Here is a 20,351-nt window from a genome sequence, read left to right as displayed (position 1 = left end):
GACAGGAGATAACCATGCGGCTTCTTATCGTTGGCACCCTGAAGGGCCAACTCACCACCGCAACCAAGATCGCCATGGAAAATGGCGCCACCGTCACCCACGCCGAGGACTCGGAGCAGGCGATGCGTGTGCTGCGCGGCGGCAAGGGAGCCGACCTGCTGCTGGTGGACGTCGCCATCGATATCCGCGATCTGGTGATGCGGCTCGAAGCCGAGCACATTCATGTGCCGATCGTCGCCTGCGGCATCACCAGCGATGCCCGCGCCGCGGTCGCCGCCATTCACGCCGGCGCCAAGGAATACATCCCGCTGCCGCCCGATCCTGAACTGATCGCCGCGGTGCTGGCTGCCGTCGCCAACGATTCACGCGACCTGATCTATCGCGACGAGTCGATGGCCAAGGTCATAAAGCTGGCGCAGCAGATCGCAGGCTCCGACGCTTCGGTGATGATCACCGGAGAATCCGGCACCGGCAAGGAAGTGCTGGCGCGCTACGTTCACACCCGGTCTCATCGCGCCAAGCGGCCATTCATCTCGGTGAATTGCGCGGCGATCCCGGAACATCTTCTGGAATCCGAACTGTTCGGCCATGAGAAGGGGGCGTTCACCGGCGCCATCGCGCGCCGCATCGGCAAATTCGAAGAAGCCAATGGCGGAACGCTGCTGCTCGACGAAATCTCGGAAATGGACGTGCGGCTGCAATCGAAACTGCTGCGCGCGATTCAGGAGCGCGTCATCGACCGCGTCGGCGGCACCCGCCCCGTTCCGGTGGATATCCGTATCCTCGCAACCTCGAACCGCAATCTTGCCGACGCGGTGCGCGACGGCACCTTCCGCGAGGACCTGCTGTTCCGCCTCAACGTCGTCAACCTGAAAATCCCGGCACTGCGCGACCGCCCGGCGGACATTCTCGAACTCGCCCAGCACTTCGCGAAGAAATATGCCGACGCCAATGGCGTTCCGGTCCGTCCGATCGCTGCGGACGCACGGCGCGTGCTGACCACCAACCGCTGGCAAGGCAACGTCCGCGAACTGGAGAACACCATCCATCGCTCGGTGCTGATGGCGCAGGGCGACGAAATCGGGGCCGATGCGATCCTCTCGCCCGATGGCGACCGTCTCGACCTCGCCAGGACCGCGCCTGTCGTCGCGCACGCCACGCTCGCCGCCGAGCAGGTGACGCGCGCGCTGGTCGGACGCACCGTCGCCGACGTCGAACGCGACCTGATCCTCGAAACGCTGAAGCATTGCCTCGGCAATCGCACCCACGCGGCCAACATCCTCGGGATTTCGATCCGCACGCTGCGCAACAAACTCAACGAATACGCCGACGATGGCCAGCCGATTCCGCCGCCGGGCTCCGGTGAAGCGCGGAGCGTCGCTGCGGCCTGAGCCACCCAACGCGCACGTCAACGTTCGACACAAACGCCGGCGCAAACCTCAGTTTTGCGCCGGTTTTGTTTTGTCGCCGGTTTCCACCAGCACCTTGAGGCTGGCGAGTCCTTTTTCCATTTCAGCGCCGAGCACGTTGTCCATGCTGACAAAAAGGCAAATCGCCTTGCCGATGAAATCGTTCTGGCCGGAAATCGTCCAGGATACGGATGTGCCGCCGCCTTCAGGCTTCAATGAAAAATCCGAATAACTGGTGCCGACAAACGGCCTTACTAAATCGGTCTTGATCCTGACAGCTTCCGCCGGGCGGCTTTCCGTCAACGTCATTCGCCCTTCCCCGACCTCGTTGTTGCCTGACCATGCGAAGATCGCGCCCTCGCCGCTCGCGGGCCCGTCGAACGAGACCTTTGCCGCCGGATCACGCTTCGCCCAAGGCGACCAGTCCTGCCAGCGATGGAAATCATCGATCTGCGCGAACACCGCCGCCGCCGGAGCCGACGTGACCATGGTTCGCAAGACGCGATAGTCGGACGGCTGCAGCAGGATCAACGCGAGGAAAGAGCCGATGGTGGCGATCAGGCCGACAAAAATCTTCTGCATCATGCGGTCAGCTCTTGTTCCGCTCCACGTTCGCGCTGCGCGTCGGCACCCCGAATTCCTGCCGGCAGACCTCCGCCAGCGCCGCGACGCCGTCGCGGATCTGCTGCACGGAAGGACTGGCGAAACACAACCGCAGCCGGCTTTTGCTGTGCGTGGCATTGACGGACCATTCGGGGCCGGGATTGATCGCGATACCCGCCGCCTGCGCACATTGATAGAGTCTGGGCGCATCGACATTGTCCGGCAGCTTGACCCACAGGAAGATGCCACCCGGCGGATCGTCGAACTCGGCCGCGGTGCCGAACTGCTCGGCCAGCGCTTCCATCAACGCCTCGAGCTTGATGCGAAGACCTTTCCGCAGCTTCGGCACATGATCGGCGAAGTGTGCCGTGCAAAACTCGGACAACACCATCTGCTCCAGCGCCCCGGACCCGGCATCGGTCTTGATCGCGAGAATCCGTGAAAGCACATCCCAACCTGCGACGATGTAGCCAACGCGCAAGGCAGGCGCGACAGACTTGGAGAACGAGCCGATATGGATGACGCCCGCGCCCTCGCTCATGGCGTAGAGCGCCGGCGGCCGTTCGCCGTTCCAGATCAAGTCGGCATAGCAATCGTCCTCGAAGATCGGCACGCCGTATTCGGATGACAGTTTCAAAAGCTCGCGACGGCGCTCCTCACTCATGATCGAGCCGGTCGGATTCTGCACCGTGGGAATGGTGTAGATATATTTGGGGCGGATGCCTTTCCGCTTGAGATCGGTGAGCGCAGCGGCGACCGCGTCGATCCGCATCCCGCCCTTGTCGAGCGGAATACCGACAATGTTGACCCCGCGCCGGACCAGCCGGTTGATCGAACCTTGATAGCAGTCTTCCTCGATCAGCACCGTATCGCCCCGCTGGGTCAGGATGCTGTTGACGAGATCGAGACCCTGCAACGAACCCGACGTCACCAGGATGTCGTCGGCGGTGCAATCGATGGCAGCATCGCGTTTCAGCTTTCCGACCAAGAATTCGCGCAGCGGCAGATAGCCTTGCGGCCCGCTGTTCAGGCCGTACGTCGCGAGCGTTGCGCCTTCGCGTTCCAGCACGGCCGTTGAAGCCGCGATCAGCTTGTCGACCGGAACCTGATCGGCATCGTTGTTGCCGCCGACAAAATTGTATTTCGGAAAGCCCGTCCACTTCGCCGCAGCCGGCGGCAAGCCCTCCGCCAGCAATGGCGCAAAATCAAACGATGGCGAAGTCATGAACGGCGTCTCCCTTATTGTTCGTTGCTGGATTTATAGAGGCGCAAACCACACGGACGCAATGTCCTGCGGCCTCACACGCGCGGCGGACGGTCGGAGCGCTCGAAAATGATGCCCGGCTGCGGACCGTCGCCGGATTGATAATTACGGTAGAAATTGACGGCAAAGGTGCCGAAAACGAAAACGATGAACGCCATGACCGCGACGATCAGCACGCGCTTGAAAACCTTCGCGGTACGGTTGCCCTGTTCCATCACCCAGATATAAGCGGCTCGCAACGCGCTGGCGACCGACGTTTTCACCGCACCGCCGTCAAATCGCCGGCGCCCATGCAAATTCGCCGCAAATTCCTTCCCCCTTGCGGGCCCGAGTCGGCTATTGACGACCCCTGCCCGCATCGACACCTCTGGATTATCATACCGAGCCGATATGCCGACTTTCACTCCGCATCAAGATAAGGCGCTCGCCGCCGTCGCAGACTGGCTCAAGGCCAAGCCTGGGCAAGGCAGCACGCCACAGGTGTTCCGCCTGTTCGGCTACGCCGGCACCGGCAAGACCACGCTGGCGCGCCACATCGCCGATGACGTCAAGGGCGAGGTGAAATTCGCTGCCTTCACCGGCAAGGCGGCGCTGGTGATGCGCAACAAGGGTTGCGACAACGCATCGACGATTCATTCGCTGATCTACCGCACCCGCGAATCCGGCGAAGAGCAGCCGAGCTTCGAACTGTGGGACGATGCGCCCGCCTCCAAGGCCAAGCTGATCGTGATCGATGAATGTTCGATGGTCGACGCCGAACTCGGCCGCGACCTGATGTCGTTCGACTGTCCGCTTCTCGTGCTGGGCGATCCGGCTCAGTTGCCGCCGATCCAGGGCGGCGGCTTCTTCACAAACTCCGAGCCCGACGCGATGCTGACTGAAGTCCACCGTCAGGCGCAGGACGACCCGATCGTGCGGATGTCAATGGCGGTGCGCGAAGGCCGTTCGCTCGACAAGGGCCAGTTCGGCGACAGCGAAGTGGTCAGCCGCAACGAACTCGATCCCGACCGCGTGATGCAGGCCGACCAGATTCTTGTCGGCCGCAACAACACGCGGCGCGCCTACAACATGCGGGTGCGCCAGAAGAACGGCATCGAAGACGAACTGCCGGTGGCCGGGGACAAGCTTGTCTGCCTGCGCAACAATCGCAAGAAAGCGCTGTTCAACGGCGGCCTATGGCGCGTCAAGGCGCGCGCGCAGTCGAAATCGAAGATCATCACCATGCGGCTGTCACCCGACGAGGAGTTCGGCGCCAAGGTCACCAAGGTATCGGTGCGCGCCGATTGCTTCGCCGGCGGCATCGAGGACCTTCCGTGGGAACAGCGCAAACCCTACGACGAGTTCGACTACGGCTATGTGCTCACCGTGCACAAGTCGCAAGGCTCGCAGTGGGACGATGTGGTGCTGTTCGACGAGAGTTTCGCTTTTCAGGACAGCCGCGCGCGTTGGCTCTACACCGGCATCACACGGGCGGCGAAGCGTCTCAGCATCGTGGTATGATCGCGATACGGCATCGTCGTCTGAATGTGATAGCATCTGCCACGGCCCTCGATTAGGCTTGCTCCAAGCGCTGCAACGAACAGCGTCGGCCAGAAACATTCGGGGAGACTCTCATGACATCACGCATCGGCCTGCCGGTCTCGCGGACTTTGGCTTTTTCCACGCTCACCGCGATGATGCTGCTTCCGGCATACGCCGAAATGCCGGCGCAATTGCCCACCGCCGCGCAAACCGATCCCGAAGCCAACCATGTGATGGAAGGATTTCCGCCGCCGCCCGACAAGATCGTCCGCTTCGGCGACGGATCGAGTTCGCGCTTTCCGCAGACGCGATGGGCGTTCAACCACATCCGTGAACTGGTGCCGACCGCGAACGTCTCGCGTGGCGAAGGCCCGGTCGCGGCGCTGCCACGCGCCGAACGCAATCTCGACGGCATTGCGATCACCACGCTCGACGGCAAGCAGATCACATTCGGCGACGTTCCGGCGCTGACCTATGCGGATGGTTTGCTGGTGCTGCACAAAGGACAGATCGTTTACGAGAAATATTTTGGCGACGGCGCTGCGGACCGCCCGCATATCGGCTTTTCAGCTACAAAATCGTTCGTCGGCACGCTCGCCTCGATCCTCGTCGCGCAAGGCAAACTCGATCCCGCGGCGCTGGTGACGAAATACATTCCGGAGTTGAAAGACAGCGCCTACGCCGACGCTACCGTGCGCGAGGTGATGGACATGACTGTCGGCGTCAAATACTCCGAAAACTATGCCGACCCCAAGGCCGAGGTGTACGACTACGCACGCGCCGGCGGCATGATTCCGCAGCGGCCCGACTATCAGGGACCGAAGACATTCTATGAATTCCTGGTCAAGCTTACCAAGGAGGGTGAACACGATCAGGCTTTCGCCTACAAAACGGCGAATGCCGAAGTGCTGGCGTGGATCATCAAGCGGGTCAGCAACCAGTCGATGGCGGACCTTCTGTCATCAACCATCTGGTCGAAACTCGGCGCCGAGCACGACGCCTATTTCATGGTTGACAGCATCGGCACCGAATCCGGCGGCGGCGGAATCAACACCACGCTGCGCGATCTCGCCCGCTTCGGTGAAATGATGCGCAACAAGGGCCGCTTCAACGGCCAGCAGATCATCCCGGCGGATGCCGTCGCCGACATCGAGAAGGGCGGCGACAAGGCGAAGTTCGCCAAAGCCGGCTACCAGACCCTGCCCGGCTGGTCCTATCGTGACATGTGGTGGATCACCAACAACGACCACGGCGCGTACATGGCGCGCGGCATCTACGGCCAGAGCATCTACATCGATCCGAAGGCTGAAATGGTGATCGTGCGTTATGCCTCGCATCCAAGGGCCGCCAACGCCTTCAACGATCCAGTCACGTTGCCGGCATTTGCCGCAGTGGCGAAGGAGTTGATGAAATAGCCAAACACACCTACAATCGGAGCAAGCTGGAAAGCGATCGCCTCGTGGTGCAATACATCGCCTTCGTCGTTCATTCGCCATTCATTTGAGACGTGTTTCGTACAATTGGCGACCGACCAACTGCTCAGAATCTCAACAGGGAGTACATGATGACACATGCCAAACTTCTCGCCGCCGCGTTGTTGCTCGGTGCAGCTTCGCTGACGTTGACTGCTGAGGCCAACGCCGCACCGCTCACCGCGAACGCAGCGCTGAACAAGGCTGTTCCCACCGCCACAGAGAACGTTCAGTACTATCGCCGCGGATACTATCGCCGCGGATATTACGGCCATCGTCATCATCACGGTTATGGCGGCACCGCAGCCGGCATCGGTCTCGGCCTCGCGGCCGGCGCGATCATCGGCGGTGCGATTGCCAGTGGCAACGCCCAGGCCCAGCAGAACGCAGCCTATTGCGCGCAGCGTTACCGCTCGTACGATCCGCGCTCGGGCACCTATCTGAACAACGACGGCAACCGCTATCCCTGCCCGTAACTTTTCGGGCGGTCGCAGTTCAAATCGCGGGCTTCGGCCCGCGATTTTTTTGTGCGCAGGAGTCCACACATTGGAATTCGGATCGGCCAGCTTCTCATCCCGCCGCTGATATTTCCGGCATGGCCAAGCTGAACAGCCGGGGTGAGCGCATGCGCCGCATTGCGCGGTTATTTCCTGGGGGTTCCGTCGCGATCGGGCGCCATGCCTTCGCTGGGCGGCCGTCCGGATCGCGTTGCGTTGCAACAACCGCCTGTTATTCCATAACTTTTCATTCACGACCTTGTGTGAGCAAGTGAGTGTAACAACGCCGGTCCGATCGCGTATTTGTGGCATCCGCAACCCGATTCGATGCCGTTCCGACGGCACAAAGGACACTCCATGCGCAGCATGACATTCGGCCGGGCCGCCTTCGCCGTCACCGCAGCCAGCGCGGTGGCCCTGACATGGTTCATGGTGGCCCCTTCGCGCGCCGCCGAAGAGCCCTTCATCATTCCCGCGCCCAAGGCTGACATGGCCCCCGCGAGCGGACTGAAAACCGCGGTGATCGCCGGCGGCTGCTTCTGGGGGGTCCAGGGCGTCTATCAGCACACCAACGGCGTGGTGCAGGCCGTCTCCGGCTATGCCGGCGGCAAGGAGACCACCGCGAACTACGACGCCGTCAGCAATGGCACCACCGGCCACGCCGAAGCCGTGAAAATCACCTACGACCCGCAGAAGATCAGCTACGGCAAGATCCTGCAGATCTATTTCTCGGTGGTCCACGATCCGACCCAGCTGAACCGGCAGGGACCGGACAGCGGCACGCAATATCGTTCCACGATCTTTGCCTCCTCGCCCGAGGAGCGGACCGTCGCGCAGGATTACATCGCCCAGCTCAACAGCGCGAAGGTCTACAAGAAGCCGATCGCCACCACGATCGAGCCGCTGCAAGCGTTCTACCCGGCTGAAAATTATCACCAGGACTACCTGACATTGCATCCGCGCCAGCCCTATATCGTGTTCAACGATCTGCCCAAGATCGAGAACCTGAAGAAGGTGTTCGCGGAGAGCTATCGCGACAAGCCGGCACTGGTTCGCGATGCCAAGGCGACCACCAATTAGAGTCGACGACGAATTAAGCGACACGACGAATGACGATATGGGGAATATCGATGTCCGGGACCACCACCACCAAACAGGCCGCGAGCCAGGGTAAGGTCGAGAAATCCGAAGCCGAGTGGCGCGCGGAGCTTACACCGATGCAGTATGCAGTGCTGCGCGAGAAAGCGACGGAACGCCCGTTCTCGGGTGAATACGACCACACCCACGAGCCCGGCACTTATGTCTGCGCCGGTTGCGGCCAGACCCTGTTCGCATCCGATGCCAAGTTCGATTCCGGCTGCGGCTGGCCCTCGTTCACTGCGCCGGCAGCGGACGGTCATGTCGCCGAGGAGCACGATCACAGCCACGGCATGGTGCGCACCGAGGTGCTGTGCTCGAAGTGCAACGGCCATCTCGGCCATGTCTTTCCGGACGGACCGGGTCCGACCGGATTGCGCTACTGCATCAACTCGGCAGCGTTGAAACATCTGCCGAAGTAATCCGTATCTTTTCAGCATTGCCTGCGATCTCCCGCGCGACCTTGTCCGTCGCGCGGGCGCATCGTCGGCTCTGTGAATCGCAACACGCTTGGGAATACCGGGAAGTTTGGAATGTCCGTGAGATCGCGCCAGACCGTATTGGGGATCGGCTTCGCCGGCCTGATGCTGCAGATGGTCGTGCAGGAACCGCTTTTCAGCACCAGCAACGTGGAGCTGTTCAAGGTGGTTACCCCGCGCGACACCCTTGTCATCGGCTTGAGCCGCAACGAACTCGAGGACATGCACGCGCATGGCGCGGAGGATGTCGCGAGGGCCATCAGCAACGCCGGCACGGTGAATGTCTGGCAGTACGGAATCCGCCGCAACGCCGCCGGCGATCTTGAGCAGGCGCCGGTGAAGCAGATCGGGCTGATGTCCGCAGCCGCGCTCCGCGTTGAAGCCTACGACACGCCGCTGAAGGTCGTGCCGGTCAGCGATATGCAGGTGCACTAGCTCGGCCTTCTTCCGCCGCGAGCCTGTTTCCGCGACGGAACTTCCGCGGCGATCGTGACCGGCCGATCGTGCGTGGCCATGCGCAAAAATCCCGATCTGCGACGATTTTCGCAGATGTCGTATGACATTTGCCATGACGTTGAGATTCAAGGGTTTATCGGCACCGCGCAGATTCATTGCTTGATTGCAAGATTCACGATGTTGCTCGTGATGGGTCGCATTTCGCGTAAAAAGGCCTATATTAGAGACTGTCCAGAAGCGATGCGGCCCCCGGCGATGCCCGATCGGCGATCCCCGCGCCCCCTGAATGATCGCTTCCTCCGTCCGTTCTAACAGAAGAAGGCCAAAGACGATGGCTGCGTTCAACTACAACACCGAAGCAGAACTATTTCCCGCCGCGATCCGCAAGAAGAAGCGTGCAGGGTTTGCTTATCGCCGCTTCGGCACCGCGGCCGAGGCCGTCCAGTTCGCGATCGAGCAGCTGCCTGCGGATTCGCTGAACGGCGCCTATCTTCAGGTTGACGAGGCCCGCTTCGACCAGAGCGGTATTCGTTCGCTGTACGAGAGCAGCGACTTTCCGCTTGAGCGCAACCGTCCCGAGCCGGAAGAAGCAAAGGTCGAGGCCGAAGCCGCGTCCTCCTGATCCAATAGTTTCGACGACCGTCACGACCGTCAGCCGCGCTCAATCCATGCGCGGCTGCTTGTCCATCCAGCGCTTGAGCAGACGCATGTTGCGCATGTTGGCGCGGAACATGACGTCGAACGCGTCGCCCGCGAACGGCACCAGCCCGACCACGCCATCGAGCGCGACATTGCCGAGCATCCGCGCGATGATGTGCTTCGGCGCCCCGAGCGAGCGCGCCTCCCGCACGATCCAGAGCGAGATCGCGGTGGTGAGCAGATCGCCGACGATCGGGATCAGGCCGATCAGCCCGTCGATGCCGTAGCGCACATTGGTGCCCGGCAGCACGAAGGCGACATCGAGCAGTTTCGATAGCGCATCGAGTCGTGCGAAACGCTGCGCGCGCGTCAGATTGCCGAACGGCATGCCGCCGAAATTCGGGCCCTGGCCGGGGCCGCCGAAGCCGCCACCGGCGGCGAAATTACCGCTGAGATCCTGAAAACTGAAGCTGCCGCCGCTGAACGGGCTGGCGGGACGCACCTCGTTGCCGTCCTGATCGATGATCGTGGGACGCGGGCGCGACGAGCGGACGGTCTGGTCGGACATCAGGGTTCCTGCAGTGGTGGTCATGATCTTGCCCCTGCCTTGCGGGTTAGCGCAACGGTTTCCCCGGCAACAGCCAGGTTGAGATAAGCAACGCGCGACCCGGCGACAAGTTGCCATTCCGTCATGAATCGCGACGGATTCGCGCAGCACTTTGCGCGCACTGGATGCAGCGCAGGCGTTTTTCCCTCTTCCTGTTCTTTCCCCTCTCCCCATAGCTCGTCGAAGACGAGCGTAAACGCTCTTGTGTGGGAGAGGAGAAAAAGGAACACAGCGCTGGGACGAGGATCGTTCACCCATGGTTTCTCCCCGCACGCTCCCGCGCCGCGCGTCTCTCCATCACCACGCGATAGAAATGCTCGATGGCGATCCACTCCTGCTCCGCCGTCAGTGGGAGCTGGCAAATCCCGATACACACCAGGCTCGGAGCGACGCAAGGCGAGTCGGCCATGGCCGGCCGTCGCTCCAGCCCGCCGGAACATGCCTTACTTCTTCTTCGCCTTGACGTGAATTTCCCAGAGCGGATTTTCAAATTCGTCGGTAACTTCCATCCGCCAGTCGTGGCCCGGCTTCAATGAGCCATCGAGGCCTTTGACCATTTCACCCGCAGCGACCGTCGCCTCTTCCCACGCTGCATCCTTGTCAGGCAATTCGACGCCGTCGAAGTCGGTCCGTTTGGTGTCGTGATAGACATGGAAATGATAGCGCGGCATACACCTCTCCTGTGGGCCCGAATGTAAATCTTCAGGCCGGGAAAGGTTTCATCGTTTCAACGATTGATCCGGGCGTCGCCATCGCGCCCAAACGTCCGGCGGTCACGTTGCGATCAACTGCGCTTGGGAGGCTTGAGCGCCGGGGCATCCAGCAGGTCTTTGACCACGGGAGACTTGAACGGATCGCTCGTGCATTTCTGGCACAGATAGATGCGACGCCGGTTCTTGAACACCAGCGTCATTTCGGCCCCGCCGCGGGGACAAAGATGGTCGGACGTCGGCACGAAGCGCTCCGGGCAAGTGACGGGAGCCTGATGGATCTCCCAGTCACCGGTGGTCGCCAGAATTCGTGCGGTGATGGGAGCAACATAATGACGATAACGGGCAGTGTCTGTCCGATGTACGACTTACTCTGCGTTTTAGTCGACGCGCCGCCCTTCGGCGTCGCCGCTAGAAAATGACCGAAGCCGCGATCAGCAGGCCGAGGAAAACCGGAACGACAATCGGCGGAATGATCCATTCACTCCACGCGAAACTCTTGGCGTTTGACATTCAATCTTTCCTCTAGGCAAAGTCCGGCGGTTGCCGGGCGGGTTCGTCATGTCGGCGGGCGAAGCTCTGTCGAGGCCAGCCAGCCTTCGGCTCTTGCTTCAAAGTCCGTTGTCTCGGCCTGCTCGCAGTGCTCGCACGCAAACCTGCGCAAGCCGAAATTGAGCGCCGGTCGATGATCGGTCAGTGTCAGCGCCCCCTTGCAGATCGGACACGCGACGTGCGCGATCGAAGAGACGTAGTGTCTGATGGCGATATTGACGTGGGACATGCCGCTCCTCCTCTGTGGGCGGGAGCGCAAAACTCTCAGTCGCCGGCGGGCCTCGGATGGTTCGGCGATGGCGCGATCATGCGCGTCATCGCCGGCAATAGATACTCAATAGTGTTCCCGCGCGATCACGTTCGCGAACCGTGCTGAGACCAGAGAAAAGTTCTCGGGATCGGGCGTATCATGGCCTTGACTCTTTGAGAACAAAACACGAACATAACCATCCACTCAAACGATGGATGCTAGCGATGTCGGCCGCGCCCGAACTCAATCCGCAATCGGAAATGGACCGGCTCAATGCGGCGGCGGACGCCGCGATCGCCGCGTGCGGCGGCGATCTGCGCAGCACGATCCGCTCGCTGATCCTCGCCAACGAGTTCCTCGAATACGAGATCGCCGAACTATTCACTGCCGTCTCGAAGGCTTACGTCAACGGCAAGCATCGCGGCCGACGCGAGGCCGGCAAGACGCCGCCGGCGAACCGGCGCGACTGGTATGACTGACGCGTTTCGTCTTCCCTCTCCTGGGGGAAAAACAGCGCGAAGCAGCGGACCAACGTCCGCCGCTCATCAGTCCATGTCCGTGAAAACGCTCAGGCACTCCTGAGCAGCGGCGAGGCCGCAGATGTGGGCGTGCCGGCCGCAGCCGCCGAGGCCAGAGATTCATCCGACATCGCAAAGCGCGCCTTGCCCTGCTTCTTGGCGGCATAGAGCGCCTGGTCGGCCGCCGCCATCAATTGCTCCGGCGTGCGGCAGCCGGCATGCGACCATTGCGCGATGCCGATGCTGACGCCGATGTTGAGCGTCGTGCCCTGCCATGTCACCGGCTGTTCGGCGCAAACGTCGAGCAACTGCCGCGCCACCGCGGCTGCCTCGCGCGCCGTCGCCGCCGGCAGCACCACGCAGAATTCGTCGCCGCCCATGCGCGCCAGCAGATCGGATGCGCGCAGCCGGCCCTGAACCGTCGCGGCGAAGGTGCGCAGGCACTCGTCGCCGGCGCCGTGGCCATGGTTGTCGTTGATGTCCTTGAAACCGTCGAGGTCGATCGCCAGCACCGCGAACGGCTGTATCGCCCGGTCGGAGCGGGCGCATTCCTCGGTCAGCCGGGTCAGAAGCTGGCGGCGGTTGGCGACGCCGGTGAGATCGTCGAGCAGCGCAAGGTCCGCGACCTCGGCGCGCAGGCGGTCGATCGCCATCAGCAGGAAGCCGAAATTCCACATCATCGACAGGAACAGCAGCACCAGCACCAGCGCCGCCTGCAGCGGATTGAACTGCATCATCGAGACGCCGCCGCCGACGTGGAAATACGCCATCCCCGCGCGCGCCAGATTGATGGCGATGATGAGAATGGCGATGACGCCCGTCAGATACGCACCGGGCTTCCGCATGCCGTCGCGGTTCGACAGACAGAGCCGCAGGCTGAGACCGATCGCGATCGATTGCACCAGCGAATAGATCACGATCCGCGCTGACGTATTCGGCTCTCCGAGAGCGTAATAGGATATGCCGGCGAGGCCGACGACAACGATCGCCGCCTGGAGGCGCCATGACAGCGCCCGGTCGTAAAATCGCTCGATCCCCATCGATGCGATACCGCAGGACGCAATCAGCAGCCCGCCGCCAACAGTGAGCGGGATCAGCGGATTCATATAGTCCCGCATCATCGAGATCGCGGCGCCGGTGGAGGCCATCAGAGCGGCGAACGCCCAGAACCGCGCCGCCTCGAAATTCGGATAGCTGCGGGCGACGTAAATCCACACCAGCCCGAGCGCGACGAAATTGACGACGAAAACGATCCAGAGGGTGGGAACACTAAGCATGCCAGGTCGCGGGGTCGCAGCTTGCGCTCATCATCCCGTCCCTGTTCGTCTTGTTGTCCGAACGCATCGCCTGCTCCCAGCCCCTCCGCCTTTCCTGTCCCGGAAAAACGCCTTCCCCCGAAGTCGCGACCATGTTGCGCGAGCCAAGCTTAACGGACGCTGACCAGGCTCGCATAATCCACACCGTGGTTTTGAATCTGTGAATACCCCGGCCCCACAGCGAGATTCTGCGAATCGTACCTTCGTTCGCGGGATCACGAAAGCCGCAAGTGAAAGACCCGAAGCACTGAGCCGGCCACGGCGGGGGGCAACATGGTTACGAAAGGCCGAACAGCTGACAGGCGCGCAAAACAAACGCCGCCGGGGCGGTGATCCCGGCGGCGTTCATCATCGCGGGTTATCGGAAAATCTTAGCGACAGCGGCGGACGTTGCGATAGACCACGGTGCCGTTCGGCCGCACCGTGCGGGTGCGGATGTGTTTGCAGCGCGGATGGAAACGGCCGAATGACGGCCGGCAACGCCGTTCCGTCCTGTAGGTCACCCTGCCGTTCGGGCGAACGACCCGGCTTCGCACCATCCGGCAAGCCACAGTCTCGGCCATCGCCGGTGCACTCAGCCCCGGATTGGCCGGAAGCGCCGACGCCGGCGGCGCGCCCGCCAGTGCCGCGCCAAATAGCGCCGCTGCCGCGACGAATATCGAAGCCGTCTTCTTCATGAGGTATCTCCTTTTCCGCCGGAACGGCGCTGATCATGTGGACCGATGGCAAACGCATCGCGCGTTGATGTGTTCCGCCGCACCGCGACCGGCGCCCGCGCGAAACGTTGCATAACTTCAGCGAACCCGCGACATCGCCGCGCGAATCAGTTGCAATTCATACCGAGGCTGCTGCGAGGTTGGCCCTCGGCCGAGCAAGCCTCACCTAGCGTTCCCGTCCACTCCAACATGTGAGGCCGTTATGGCGAAGAAAGCCAAGAAGGCGAAGAAGGCGGCGAAGAAGACAGCAGCCAAGAAGACGAAAAAGGCCAAGAAGACGAAGAAGGCCGCCAAGAAGAAGTAACCAGGAATTCATCTGAAGCGGCCCGGGCGAAGATCCTTCTCCCGGGCCGTTTTGCGTTCCACGCTGCAATTTCCCGCGCGACACTGCTCGAACAAACGAAACATCGCACAAACAAAAGGGCGGCCTGACGCCGCCCTTTCACGCCATGCCCGCAAGCGGCGCGCTTATTTCTTAGTGAACGGATTGACCGTCGAGGCGCCCTTGCCCTGCGCCTGCTTGTAGGCTGAACCGGCACCCTTCGGCGCGTTCTTGTCCGCCTTCGGTTTCTTGGCTTCCTTGTTGCCCTTGTCCTTACCCTTCGCCATCGCGTCCTCCTGTTGCCGTACTGGCCGGTGCGTCTGGCCGAAGTGAAGTCTAGCAGATTGCGGCATCAGGCGCTGGGAAACATCGCCGCAGCCGCGCACACCGCACGGACAGTTGAATGGCCTAGCGCCCGCCGAGCTTGTCGGCGAAATAACCGATGGTCTTGCGGTAGATCGTCGCCCTGTTCCACTCGCGCATCGCCTCGAAATTCGCCGAGCCTTCGTGATAGTCGCCGCCCGCTTTCCAACCGGCGGTCTTCAGAAGGTTGGCGGTCGAGGCCAGCACGTCCGGCACACTGTGGCGCAGGTCGACGTGGCCGTTGCCGTCATAGTCCACGCCGTACTTGATGTAGGACGACGGCAGGAACTGGGTCTGGCCGATCTCGCCGGCATAGGCGCCGACCATGTCGCGGAAACCGAGATCGCCGCGCTGGACGATCTTCATCGCCGCCAGCAGTTCACCCTGAAACAGCTCGGTGCGGCGGCAATCATGCGCCATGGTCGCCAGCACCCGGAACACCGGCAGCTTGCCCATGTCGCCCTTGCCGTAATCGGTCTCGAGCCCCCAGATCGCGACGATGATCTGCGGCGGCACGCCGAACTGGCGCTCGATCCGCGACAGCAGCGAAGCGTGACGCTGCAGCATCGCCTGCCCGGTCTTGATCCGGCCCGGCCCGACGCGGGTCGCGACATATTGCTCGAAGCTCTTCTTGAAGGTGCCGCGCTGGCGGCGGTCGAACGCCAGCACCGCCTGGTCCTGCGCGACGCCGCCAAGCCCCTGCGAAATCACCCCTTGCGAGATGCCGGCCGCCGCGGCTTCACGCGAGAAACTGGCGATGAAGGTGTTGAAATCGCCGCCGCACTGGGCGGCAAAGGATGGCGTGGCGATGAGGAGGGAGACGAGGCTGGCTGCGAACGCGCGCGCGATCATATGTGAACCCGTTTGGTTGTCCCGGACACCAATGATGGCACGGCGCACACGCTTTCACAACGAGACCTCTTTCACAACGACACCCTTTCACAACGCGCCCGGCCGCCGCATCATGGCCGTGCTGCGGCGGACGCAACGGGACATGGCTGGGCTGATCGCATGGACACGCTGACGGCGCCTTCGGAGCGCACCTACGGCCTCTATCTCCGGCCGGGCAAGAGCCGTTTCTATTTCAAGAATGGCGACTGCGGCGTCACCCTGACGCCCGAGCGCATCAACTGGACCGCCGATGGCCGCGACGACGGCGCGCCGTTCGCCAACATCCGCTCGGTCCAGATGGAATCCGGCGGTGCGGCCAAGAACGCGACCAACGCCTGCGTCATCACCTTTGCCGACCGCTACACGCTGACGGTCACCGACGCCAACGCCTATGGCGCGGCGGATGGCAAGCAGACACCCGCCTATCGCGCCTTCGTGCAGGATCTGCACCAGCGCCTGATCGCGACCGGTGCCGCGACAACAATTGCCTTCACGTCGGGCTATCACGCCACGCGCTATTATGTGGTGATGACCTGCGCGATCGTGCTCGGGATCATGGCGGTGCCGCTGCCGCTGATGCTGTGGCTGATGACCGGAGAGAGCAAGGCGCTGTTCCTGATGATCGGCGGCGGCTGGAGATGTGGCCGATGATCAGGATGATCAACAATAACGCGCCGAAGACCTACGATCCGCGCTGGCCGCCGGGGGAATTGATGGAGTGAGGGCCCCCCTATTTCATATGACGTCGCAGCACACACGGTGACGCACTGCAATGCACACACTCAGCAAAACAGAGAATGTAAAAATACGGCATCTTTGACTTTGCATGGCTTTTCCTCGAAACTAAACTCAAAAATAAAAGCGCAATCACAAGTAATACGAAACTAGCTAAGGTATTCTAGGATCGCTTACGGTTTGCCTTGTCAGACGAAATAACCTTCTTTCGAATTTCTGCACTAAAAGCTCCACATTGACGAAAGATAAGCACATATGAAACGGAAGCTCCTACCAACGATTTTTGTTGCGATTTAATTATGTCAAAACCGAAAGCTTCAGTAGGGCTCGTTCAGCTCGTAGCTGAGGAAGCATATTCACATGCTCTAGAAATTTTGCAGTTGCTCGAACTCATACAACAGCAAAATCGAAATCGGATAAACGTTCATTTAAATCAGGCAGGAGCAAGTCAAGCCGCGAACACTAATAGGAACAGCTTAATCACCCGACTTACCATTCTTGTTGCAGGTTGTTACTCTCCCTGTAGAAAAGGCGACAAGCACCTCCGGGTCGCGTTCGAAATTTTACGAGACCATCCGGGCATTCGCGGTCAAATCGCCGCCAAAGGCGATGAAAAGGGGTTGGCGGAAGCAGAAAAATCTTGGAATCAACTATTGAACGATGATCGGAAGAAGAGGGCAGTTCATTTCCGAGATAAATTCACTGCGCACAATGCAGAGCCAGATCCAGATATACCACCGCCTCAATATGATGAGTTTTTCGAGTTTGCATCAGAAACTGCGTCACTAATTGAAAAGCTCGCATTAGGCGTTGGTGGGCAAGGTGATTCACTCGACAAAAGACGGGATGAATTTGCGACCTCGGCACATAGATTCTGGGAACCTTGGGAAACCTCTAATGCTGTTAGCTGATGTATCTTAATCCATTAGCTCTGCTAATCTCGTGCTCTTGATAGTCATTTCTAGCACACTTGTGCTTTTGATCTGGCGAACACGCTTCCCTACCCTCCCGCCCCGTGCCGGTTCGTTATCACCTGCGCGGCAATGATGATCCACGGGATCACCAGTTCGGGCACGAGGTAGCCGATCCAGACCGCTGACGGTTCGGGCAGGCCAACCTTGGCGATCGAGATCACGCGGCCAATGCCGCCGACCAGCACGGTGAGCGCAAGCAGAAAGACCAGCGTGTTGTGCTCGCGGATGGTCGATGCCACCCACAGGCCGGTGACGCCCGACATCAGATAGATGCCGCCCATGAAGCGATGGACGTTGTCGAGCCGCGGCGCGGTGTCGGGCTGACCGAGATACATCTGCAAGGTGCCGCCGAAGATGGCGATGGCCGCCACCAGAAACAGGCAGACTTGCACAACGCGCTGGCTGAGCAGCATCGGTTCGGCCGTCATCATGAAATCCCTTTTTCAAATCATTCATCGCAATCCGGCCAGCCTAACTGAAAAGCCGGCGCGCGCGATATCAAATCGGGTATCCGGGCGGTGTGCTGGAACACGCGTTGCAGCGTGCCGCAGCGCGACATGCGGCCTGTCATCGTTTCGCTATAAAAGACGGCGAGGATTCGCCCCTGATGGTGAAGAACTTGCGCCCCATTGCGTCGCTGCTGCTGGCGGCGGCGCTGCTGCTCGCCGGAAATGGCGCGCAGTTTACGCTGCTGCCGCTGCGCGGACAGGCCGAAGGCTTTTCGACATTCTCTCTAGCCGTCATGGGGTCGGCCTATTACGTCGGCTTCGTTGCCGGCTGCCTGCTCGGGCCTTACATCATTCTGCGCGCCGGACACATCCGTGCCTTCGCAGCACTGGTCGCCGTCGCCGCTGCGACCACGCTGGCCTATGCGCTGTGGCCGACGCCACTGGCCTGGAGCGCACTGCGCCTGGTCACCGGATTCGCGCTCGCCGGGTTCTTTCTGGTGCTCGAAAGCTGGCTCAACGACGGCGCGACCAACGATACCCGCGGGCTGGTGATGTCGGCCTATGTCACGATCAACTATATCGCGGTGGTCGCCGGGCAATTGCTGATCACGCGCTACCCGGTCGAGCAGGACGGCGCATTCATGGTGGCGGCGATGCTGGCGGCGCTGGCGATCGTGCCGGTGGCGCTGACGCGCTCGGCGCAGCCCGCGCCGATCACGCTGTTCAGCTTTCAGCCCCGCGCGTTGTACGACGCCGCACCGGTCGCGCTGATTGCGAGTTTCGCGATCGGACTCGCCAACGGCGCGTTCTGGGCGCTCGGCCCGATTTCGGCGGCGGGCAGCGGCCTCGACAACAATCAGGTCGCGGTGTTCATGAGCGTCGCGGTGTTTGCCGGCGCGCTGGTGCAGTGGCGATCGGCCGCCTGTCGGACCGCATCGACCGCCGCGTGGTGCTGTTCGCGATTCTGATCGGCGCGGCGGTGACCGGCGTCGCGCTGTGGCTGTTCGCCGCCACCGGCACCTTGATGCTGGTGTTCGGCTTCGCGTTCGGCGCGCTGGCGCTTCCGGGCTATTCGCTCGCCGCTGCCCACGCCTATGACAAGACGCCTGCGAGCAACATGGTGGCGACGGCGGCGACCGTGCTGCTTGCCAACGGAGTCGGCTCGGTGATCGGCCCGCTGATCGCGACCGTGTTCATCACGCCCGAGCGGCCGCGCGGCCTGTTCCTGTTCACCGCATTGGTCGAGGCCGCGCTCGCAGCTTACGTGTTCTATCGCACGCGGGTGCAGGCCGCCTCGGAGGCCGTCGACAAGACCAGCTTCGATCTCGCCACCACCGCGCCGATCGGCGGCGTCGTCATGTCCGAGACGCTCGACCCGGACGATCCGTCGGTCGCGGTGCCGGAGGGTTTTGTGAAGCAGGACGAGGAAGCCTAGCCGCTCACCCTCGGACTTCACTTATCCGCCCGCGAGCGGGGCGGCCAGACATCCCGTACCGGTTCAATGGTTCTCCATCTGCCCCTTCGCCATCGCGAGATGGTGCATCTGGTGATGGTCGCCCTGAACCATGATCCCCATGAAGCCGAGCGCTTTCAGCTTCGTCACCTGCGCAGGATCGGCGCTGGCCACGATCAGCTTGACGCCGTTTGGCAAGTCCTCGGTCCGCGCGCTCCATCCGCTGCGCGCAAGCTCGGAGATATGGGCCGGCACCATTCGCTTGATCGCCGCGAGCGTGCGGCCCTCGCCGGTGACCGTAATCTCGACGCCATTGTCCACCGCGTGCTGCTCCGCCACGGCATGCAAGGTCACTTCATTCATGTCGATCAGATGCTCGCGCAGCGCGGAAATGTTCACCTTGGTCCAGTCTGTCGCCGGGTCGGCCTGCAACGTTTCCACGATCTCCTGGATGGCGCCGAACGCATCCTGACCGGGCATCTCCGGCTGAGCGGACATGTCGCCGGGCTGACCCATCATGCGGCCGTGGCCTTCGTGCATCCGGCCGTGCATGCCTTCGTGCATCTGGCCTTGCATCCGCTCCCGCATCTGGCCTTGCATTCCTCCAGGCATCTGGCCTTGCATTCCTCCAGGCATCTGGCCCTGCATTCCTCCGGGCATCTGGCCCTGCATTCCTCCGGGCATCTGGCCCTGCATGCCTCCAGGCATCTGGCCCTGCATTCCCTGCGGACCCGGCGGCATCTGCGCGGCGGCAAAAACCGTGGCCGCGACAACACCGCCAAAAATCGCAACGCCGGCGACGCCGGACTTCCACCATGCTGACATGATCGATCTCCCTGTGGCTCGCCCTCACTATCAGATTAAAACCGAACGGTGCTCCCCTCTTGATCCAGATCAGATCGGCAAGACGGGCATCCCGGAACTACTCCGTCTGACAGACATGAGCGATCACCCCTGTTCTTTACGGCGCGGGGGCGCCGATGGCGTTGCGATGGCTTCCCTCCCTGTCGAGAGGGCG

General features: G+C 61.8%; 27 protein-coding genes. 13 read left to right on the top strand and 14 right to left on the bottom strand.

Annotation, left to right across the window (positions count from 1 at the left end; all coding sequences use genetic code 11):
* Positions 1-14: 14 nt before the first annotated feature.
* On the top strand, positions 15-1,391 hold the full coding sequence (flbD, locus tag ASC80_RS00820) for a sigma-54-dependent transcriptional regulator FlbD (RefSeq protein ID WP_056291932.1): 1,377 nt from the start codon (positions 15-17) through the stop codon (positions 1,389-1,391).
* Between the two features lie 48 nt (positions 1,392-1,439).
* On the opposite strand, the gene ASC80_RS00815 is transcribed toward flbD, so the two are convergent.
* From ASC80_RS00815 to ASC80_RS00805, 3 genes are all read right to left on the bottom strand, one after another.
* Positions 1,440-1,994, bottom strand: coding sequence for an SRPBCC family protein (locus ASC80_RS00815; protein WP_056291930.1), 555 nt, complete (start codon positions 1,992-1,994; stop codon positions 1,440-1,442).
* A 4-nt stretch (positions 1,995-1,998) separates the two neighbouring features.
* A complete protein-coding gene (locus ASC80_RS00810; protein ID WP_056291927.1) occupies positions 1,999-3,237 on the bottom strand; it encodes an aminotransferase-like domain-containing protein in 1,239 nt (412 codons plus the stop codon).
* A gap of 74 nt (positions 3,238-3,311) precedes the next feature.
* On the bottom strand, positions 3,312-3,539 hold the full coding sequence (locus ASC80_RS00805) for a hypothetical protein (protein ID WP_244487155.1): 228 nt from the start codon (positions 3,537-3,539) through the stop codon (positions 3,312-3,314).
* Between the two features lie 127 nt (positions 3,540-3,666).
* On the opposite strand from ASC80_RS00805, the gene ASC80_RS00800 reads away from it, so the two are divergent.
* The 7 genes from ASC80_RS00800 (at position 3,667) to ASC80_RS00765 (ending at position 9,460) form a co-directional block, all read left to right on the top strand.
* Positions 3,667-4,776 (top strand): ATP-dependent DNA helicase, encoded by a 1,110-nt coding sequence (locus ASC80_RS00800; protein WP_056291924.1) that lies wholly within the window; start codon positions 3,667-3,669, stop codon positions 4,774-4,776.
* Positions 4,777-4,949: 173 nt separating this feature from the next.
* The gene (locus ASC80_RS00795) at positions 4,950-6,212 is read left to right on the top strand and encodes a serine hydrolase domain-containing protein (RefSeq protein WP_244487213.1); all 1,263 of its coding nucleotides are present in this window, start codon (positions 4,950-4,952) and stop codon (positions 6,210-6,212) included.
* Positions 6,213-6,361: 149 nt separating this feature from the next.
* Complete coding sequence (locus tag ASC80_RS00790; protein WP_056295390.1) at positions 6,362-6,745, top strand: BA14K family protein; 384 nt, start codon at positions 6,362-6,364, stop codon at positions 6,743-6,745.
* Positions 6,746-7,123: 378 nt separating this feature from the next.
* Positions 7,124-7,846, top strand: coding sequence for a peptide-methionine (S)-S-oxide reductase MsrA (gene msrA / locus ASC80_RS00785; RefSeq protein WP_056291918.1), 723 nt, complete (start codon positions 7,124-7,126; stop codon positions 7,844-7,846).
* 50 nt (positions 7,847-7,896) lie between these two features.
* Positions 7,897-8,325: a peptide-methionine (R)-S-oxide reductase MsrB gene (gene msrB / locus ASC80_RS00780; RefSeq protein ID WP_056291915.1), complete on the top strand. Its 429-nt coding sequence runs from the start codon at positions 7,897-7,899 to the stop codon at positions 8,323-8,325.
* 111 nt (positions 8,326-8,436) lie between these two features.
* The gene (locus tag ASC80_RS00775) at positions 8,437-8,817 is read left to right on the top strand and encodes a hypothetical protein (protein ID WP_056291914.1); all 381 of its coding nucleotides are present in this window, start codon (positions 8,437-8,439) and stop codon (positions 8,815-8,817) included.
* 352 nt (positions 8,818-9,169) lie between these two features.
* Positions 9,170-9,460, top strand: coding sequence for a hypothetical protein (locus tag ASC80_RS00765; protein WP_056291912.1), 291 nt, complete (start codon positions 9,170-9,172; stop codon positions 9,458-9,460).
* Positions 9,461-9,499: 39 nt separating this feature from the next.
* On the opposite strand, the gene ASC80_RS00760 is transcribed toward ASC80_RS00765, so the two are convergent.
* From ASC80_RS00760 to ASC80_RS00750, 5 genes are all read right to left on the bottom strand, one after another.
* Complete coding sequence (locus tag ASC80_RS00760) at positions 9,500-10,069, bottom strand: DUF4112 domain-containing protein (RefSeq protein ID WP_056291911.1); 570 nt, start codon at positions 10,067-10,069, stop codon at positions 9,500-9,502.
* Positions 10,066-10,338: a hypothetical protein gene (locus ASC80_RS23435; protein WP_156464206.1), complete on the bottom strand. Its 273-nt coding sequence runs from the start codon at positions 10,336-10,338 to the stop codon at positions 10,066-10,068. Before ASC80_RS23435 ends, ASC80_RS00760 begins: the two co-directional genes overlap by 4 nt.
* Before the next feature lie 189 nt (positions 10,339-10,527).
* Positions 10,528-10,755 (bottom strand): DUF6894 family protein, encoded by a 228-nt coding sequence (locus ASC80_RS00755; RefSeq protein ID WP_056291908.1) that lies wholly within the window; start codon positions 10,753-10,755, stop codon positions 10,528-10,530.
* Between the two features lie 113 nt (positions 10,756-10,868).
* Positions 10,869-11,039 carry a hypothetical protein gene (locus ASC80_RS23430; RefSeq protein WP_156464205.1) on the bottom strand — a complete coding sequence of 57 codons (171 nt, stop codon included), beginning with the start codon at positions 11,037-11,039 and terminating at the stop codon, positions 10,869-10,871.
* A gap of 314 nt (positions 11,040-11,353) precedes the next feature.
* Positions 11,354-11,575 carry a hypothetical protein gene (locus tag ASC80_RS00750; RefSeq protein WP_056291907.1) on the bottom strand — a complete coding sequence of 74 codons (222 nt, stop codon included), beginning with the start codon at positions 11,573-11,575 and terminating at the stop codon, positions 11,354-11,356.
* A gap of 245 nt (positions 11,576-11,820) precedes the next feature.
* On the opposite strand from ASC80_RS00750, the gene ASC80_RS00745 reads away from it, so the two are divergent.
* Complete coding sequence (locus ASC80_RS00745) at positions 11,821-12,075, top strand: hypothetical protein (RefSeq protein ID WP_156464204.1); 255 nt, start codon at positions 11,821-11,823, stop codon at positions 12,073-12,075.
* Between the two features lie 89 nt (positions 12,076-12,164).
* On the opposite strand, the gene ASC80_RS00740 is transcribed toward ASC80_RS00745, so the two are convergent.
* From ASC80_RS00740 to ASC80_RS00720, 4 genes are all read right to left on the bottom strand, one after another.
* Positions 12,165-13,391: a sensor domain-containing diguanylate cyclase gene (locus tag ASC80_RS00740; protein ID WP_056291903.1), complete on the bottom strand. Its 1,227-nt coding sequence runs from the start codon at positions 13,389-13,391 to the stop codon at positions 12,165-12,167.
* A 410-nt stretch (positions 13,392-13,801) separates the two neighbouring features.
* On the bottom strand, positions 13,802-14,107 hold the full coding sequence (locus ASC80_RS00730; RefSeq protein WP_056291899.1) for a hypothetical protein: 306 nt from the start codon (positions 14,105-14,107) through the stop codon (positions 13,802-13,804).
* Positions 14,108-14,614: 507 nt separating this feature from the next.
* Entirely contained in the window at positions 14,615-14,755 is a 141-nt protein-coding gene (locus ASC80_RS24060) for a hypothetical protein (RefSeq protein WP_200941128.1), read from the bottom strand.
* Between the two features lie 121 nt (positions 14,756-14,876).
* Positions 14,877-15,683 (bottom strand): lytic murein transglycosylase, encoded by an 807-nt coding sequence (locus tag ASC80_RS00720; RefSeq protein ID WP_056291897.1) that lies wholly within the window; start codon positions 15,681-15,683, stop codon positions 14,877-14,879.
* 159 nt (positions 15,684-15,842) lie between these two features.
* Between ASC80_RS00720 and ASC80_RS00715 the strand changes: the two genes are divergently transcribed.
* Both ASC80_RS00715 and ASC80_RS23425 read left to right on the top strand, forming a co-directional pair.
* On the top strand, positions 15,843-16,373 hold the full coding sequence (locus tag ASC80_RS00715) for a hypothetical protein (protein WP_056291894.1): 531 nt from the start codon (positions 15,843-15,845) through the stop codon (positions 16,371-16,373).
* Positions 16,374-16,756: 383 nt separating this feature from the next.
* On the top strand, positions 16,757-17,368 hold the full coding sequence (locus tag ASC80_RS23425; protein ID WP_156464203.1) for a hypothetical protein: 612 nt from the start codon (positions 16,757-16,759) through the stop codon (positions 17,366-17,368).
* Between the two features lie 89 nt (positions 17,369-17,457).
* Here the strand turns inward: ASC80_RS23425 and ASC80_RS00710 are convergent, their stop codons facing one another.
* Complete coding sequence (locus ASC80_RS00710) at positions 17,458-17,859, bottom strand: DUF4345 domain-containing protein (RefSeq protein ID WP_056295387.1); 402 nt, start codon at positions 17,857-17,859, stop codon at positions 17,458-17,460.
* A 179-nt stretch (positions 17,860-18,038) separates the two neighbouring features.
* On the opposite strand from ASC80_RS00710, the gene ASC80_RS23950 reads away from it, so the two are divergent.
* On the top strand, positions 18,039-18,848 hold the full coding sequence (locus tag ASC80_RS23950; protein ID WP_056291892.1) for an MFS transporter: 810 nt from the start codon (positions 18,039-18,041) through the stop codon (positions 18,846-18,848).
* Entirely contained in the window at positions 18,788-19,315 is a 528-nt protein-coding gene (locus ASC80_RS23945; RefSeq protein WP_056291889.1) for an MFS transporter, read from the top strand. Before ASC80_RS23950 ends, ASC80_RS23945 begins: the two co-directional genes overlap by 61 nt.
* 63 nt (positions 19,316-19,378) lie before the next feature.
* Here ASC80_RS23945 and ASC80_RS00695 read toward each other — a convergent pair whose 3' ends face one another.
* Positions 19,379-20,158 (bottom strand): hypothetical protein, encoded by a 780-nt coding sequence (locus ASC80_RS00695; protein WP_056291887.1) that lies wholly within the window; start codon positions 20,156-20,158, stop codon positions 19,379-19,381.
* Between the last annotated feature and the right edge of the window lie 193 nt (positions 20,159-20,351).

Source organism: Afipia sp. Root123D2 (assembly GCF_001425835.1).
Taxonomy (GTDB): Bacteria; Pseudomonadota; Alphaproteobacteria; order Rhizobiales; family Xanthobacteraceae; genus Afipia.
The sequence above is the reverse complement of the archived record's forward strand: the minus strand, read 5'-3'. Positions and strand labels throughout refer to the sequence as shown.

Bases quoted from the DNA above. Each gene is read 5' to 3' on its own strand.
- ASC80_RS23425 (WP_156464203.1), top strand. From the start codon at position 16,757: ATGTCAAAACCGAAAGCTTCAGTAGGGCTCGTTCAGCTCGTAGCTGAG.
- ASC80_RS24060 (WP_200941128.1), bottom strand. From the start codon at position 14,755: ATGGCGAAGGGTAAGGACAAGGGCAACAAGGAAGCCAAGAAACCGAAG.
- ASC80_RS00740 (WP_056291903.1), bottom strand. From the start codon at position 13,391: ATGCTTAGTGTTCCCACCCTCTGGATCGTTTTCGTCGTCAATTTCGTC.
- ASC80_RS00720 (WP_056291897.1), bottom strand. From the start codon at position 15,683: ATGATCGCGCGCGCGTTCGCAGCCAGCCTCGTCTCCCTCCTCATCGCC.
- ASC80_RS00815 (WP_056291930.1), bottom strand. From the start codon at position 1,994: ATGATGCAGAAGATTTTTGTCGGCCTGATCGCCACCATCGGCTCTTTC.
- ASC80_RS00750 (WP_056291907.1), bottom strand. From the start codon at position 11,575: ATGTCCCACGTCAATATCGCCATCAGACACTACGTCTCTTCGATCGCG.
- ASC80_RS00760 (WP_056291911.1), bottom strand. From the start codon at position 10,069: ATGACCACCACTGCAGGAACCCTGATGTCCGACCAGACCGTCCGCTCG.
- msrA (WP_056291918.1), top strand. From the start codon at position 7,124: ATGCGCAGCATGACATTCGGCCGGGCCGCCTTCGCCGTCACCGCAGCC.
- ASC80_RS00695 (WP_056291887.1), bottom strand. From the start codon at position 20,158: ATGTCAGCATGGTGGAAGTCCGGCGTCGCCGGCGTTGCGATTTTTGGC.
- ASC80_RS00715 (WP_056291894.1), top strand. From the start codon at position 15,843: ATGGACACGCTGACGGCGCCTTCGGAGCGCACCTACGGCCTCTATCTC.
- ASC80_RS23950 (WP_056291892.1), top strand. From the start codon at position 18,039: ATGGTGAAGAACTTGCGCCCCATTGCGTCGCTGCTGCTGGCGGCGGCG.
- ASC80_RS00775 (WP_056291914.1), top strand. From the start codon at position 8,437: ATGTCCGTGAGATCGCGCCAGACCGTATTGGGGATCGGCTTCGCCGGC.
- ASC80_RS00765 (WP_056291912.1), top strand. From the start codon at position 9,170: ATGGCTGCGTTCAACTACAACACCGAAGCAGAACTATTTCCCGCCGCG.
- ASC80_RS00800 (WP_056291924.1), top strand. From the start codon at position 3,667: ATGCCGACTTTCACTCCGCATCAAGATAAGGCGCTCGCCGCCGTCGCA.
- ASC80_RS00745 (WP_156464204.1), top strand. From the start codon at position 11,821: ATGTCGGCCGCGCCCGAACTCAATCCGCAATCGGAAATGGACCGGCTC.
- flbD (WP_056291932.1), top strand. From the start codon at position 15: ATGCGGCTTCTTATCGTTGGCACCCTGAAGGGCCAACTCACCACCGCA.
- ASC80_RS00730 (WP_056291899.1), bottom strand. From the start codon at position 14,107: ATGAAGAAGACGGCTTCGATATTCGTCGCGGCAGCGGCGCTATTTGGC.
- msrB (WP_056291915.1), top strand. From the start codon at position 7,897: ATGTCCGGGACCACCACCACCAAACAGGCCGCGAGCCAGGGTAAGGTC.
- ASC80_RS00755 (WP_056291908.1), bottom strand. From the start codon at position 10,755: ATGCCGCGCTATCATTTCCATGTCTATCACGACACCAAACGGACCGAC.
- ASC80_RS00810 (WP_056291927.1), bottom strand. From the start codon at position 3,237: ATGACTTCGCCATCGTTTGATTTTGCGCCATTGCTGGCGGAGGGCTTG.
- ASC80_RS00710 (WP_056295387.1), bottom strand. From the start codon at position 17,859: ATGACGGCCGAACCGATGCTGCTCAGCCAGCGCGTTGTGCAAGTCTGC.
- ASC80_RS00790 (WP_056295390.1), top strand. From the start codon at position 6,362: ATGACACATGCCAAACTTCTCGCCGCCGCGTTGTTGCTCGGTGCAGCT.
- ASC80_RS00795 (WP_244487213.1), top strand. From the start codon at position 4,950: ATGATGCTGCTTCCGGCATACGCCGAAATGCCGGCGCAATTGCCCACC.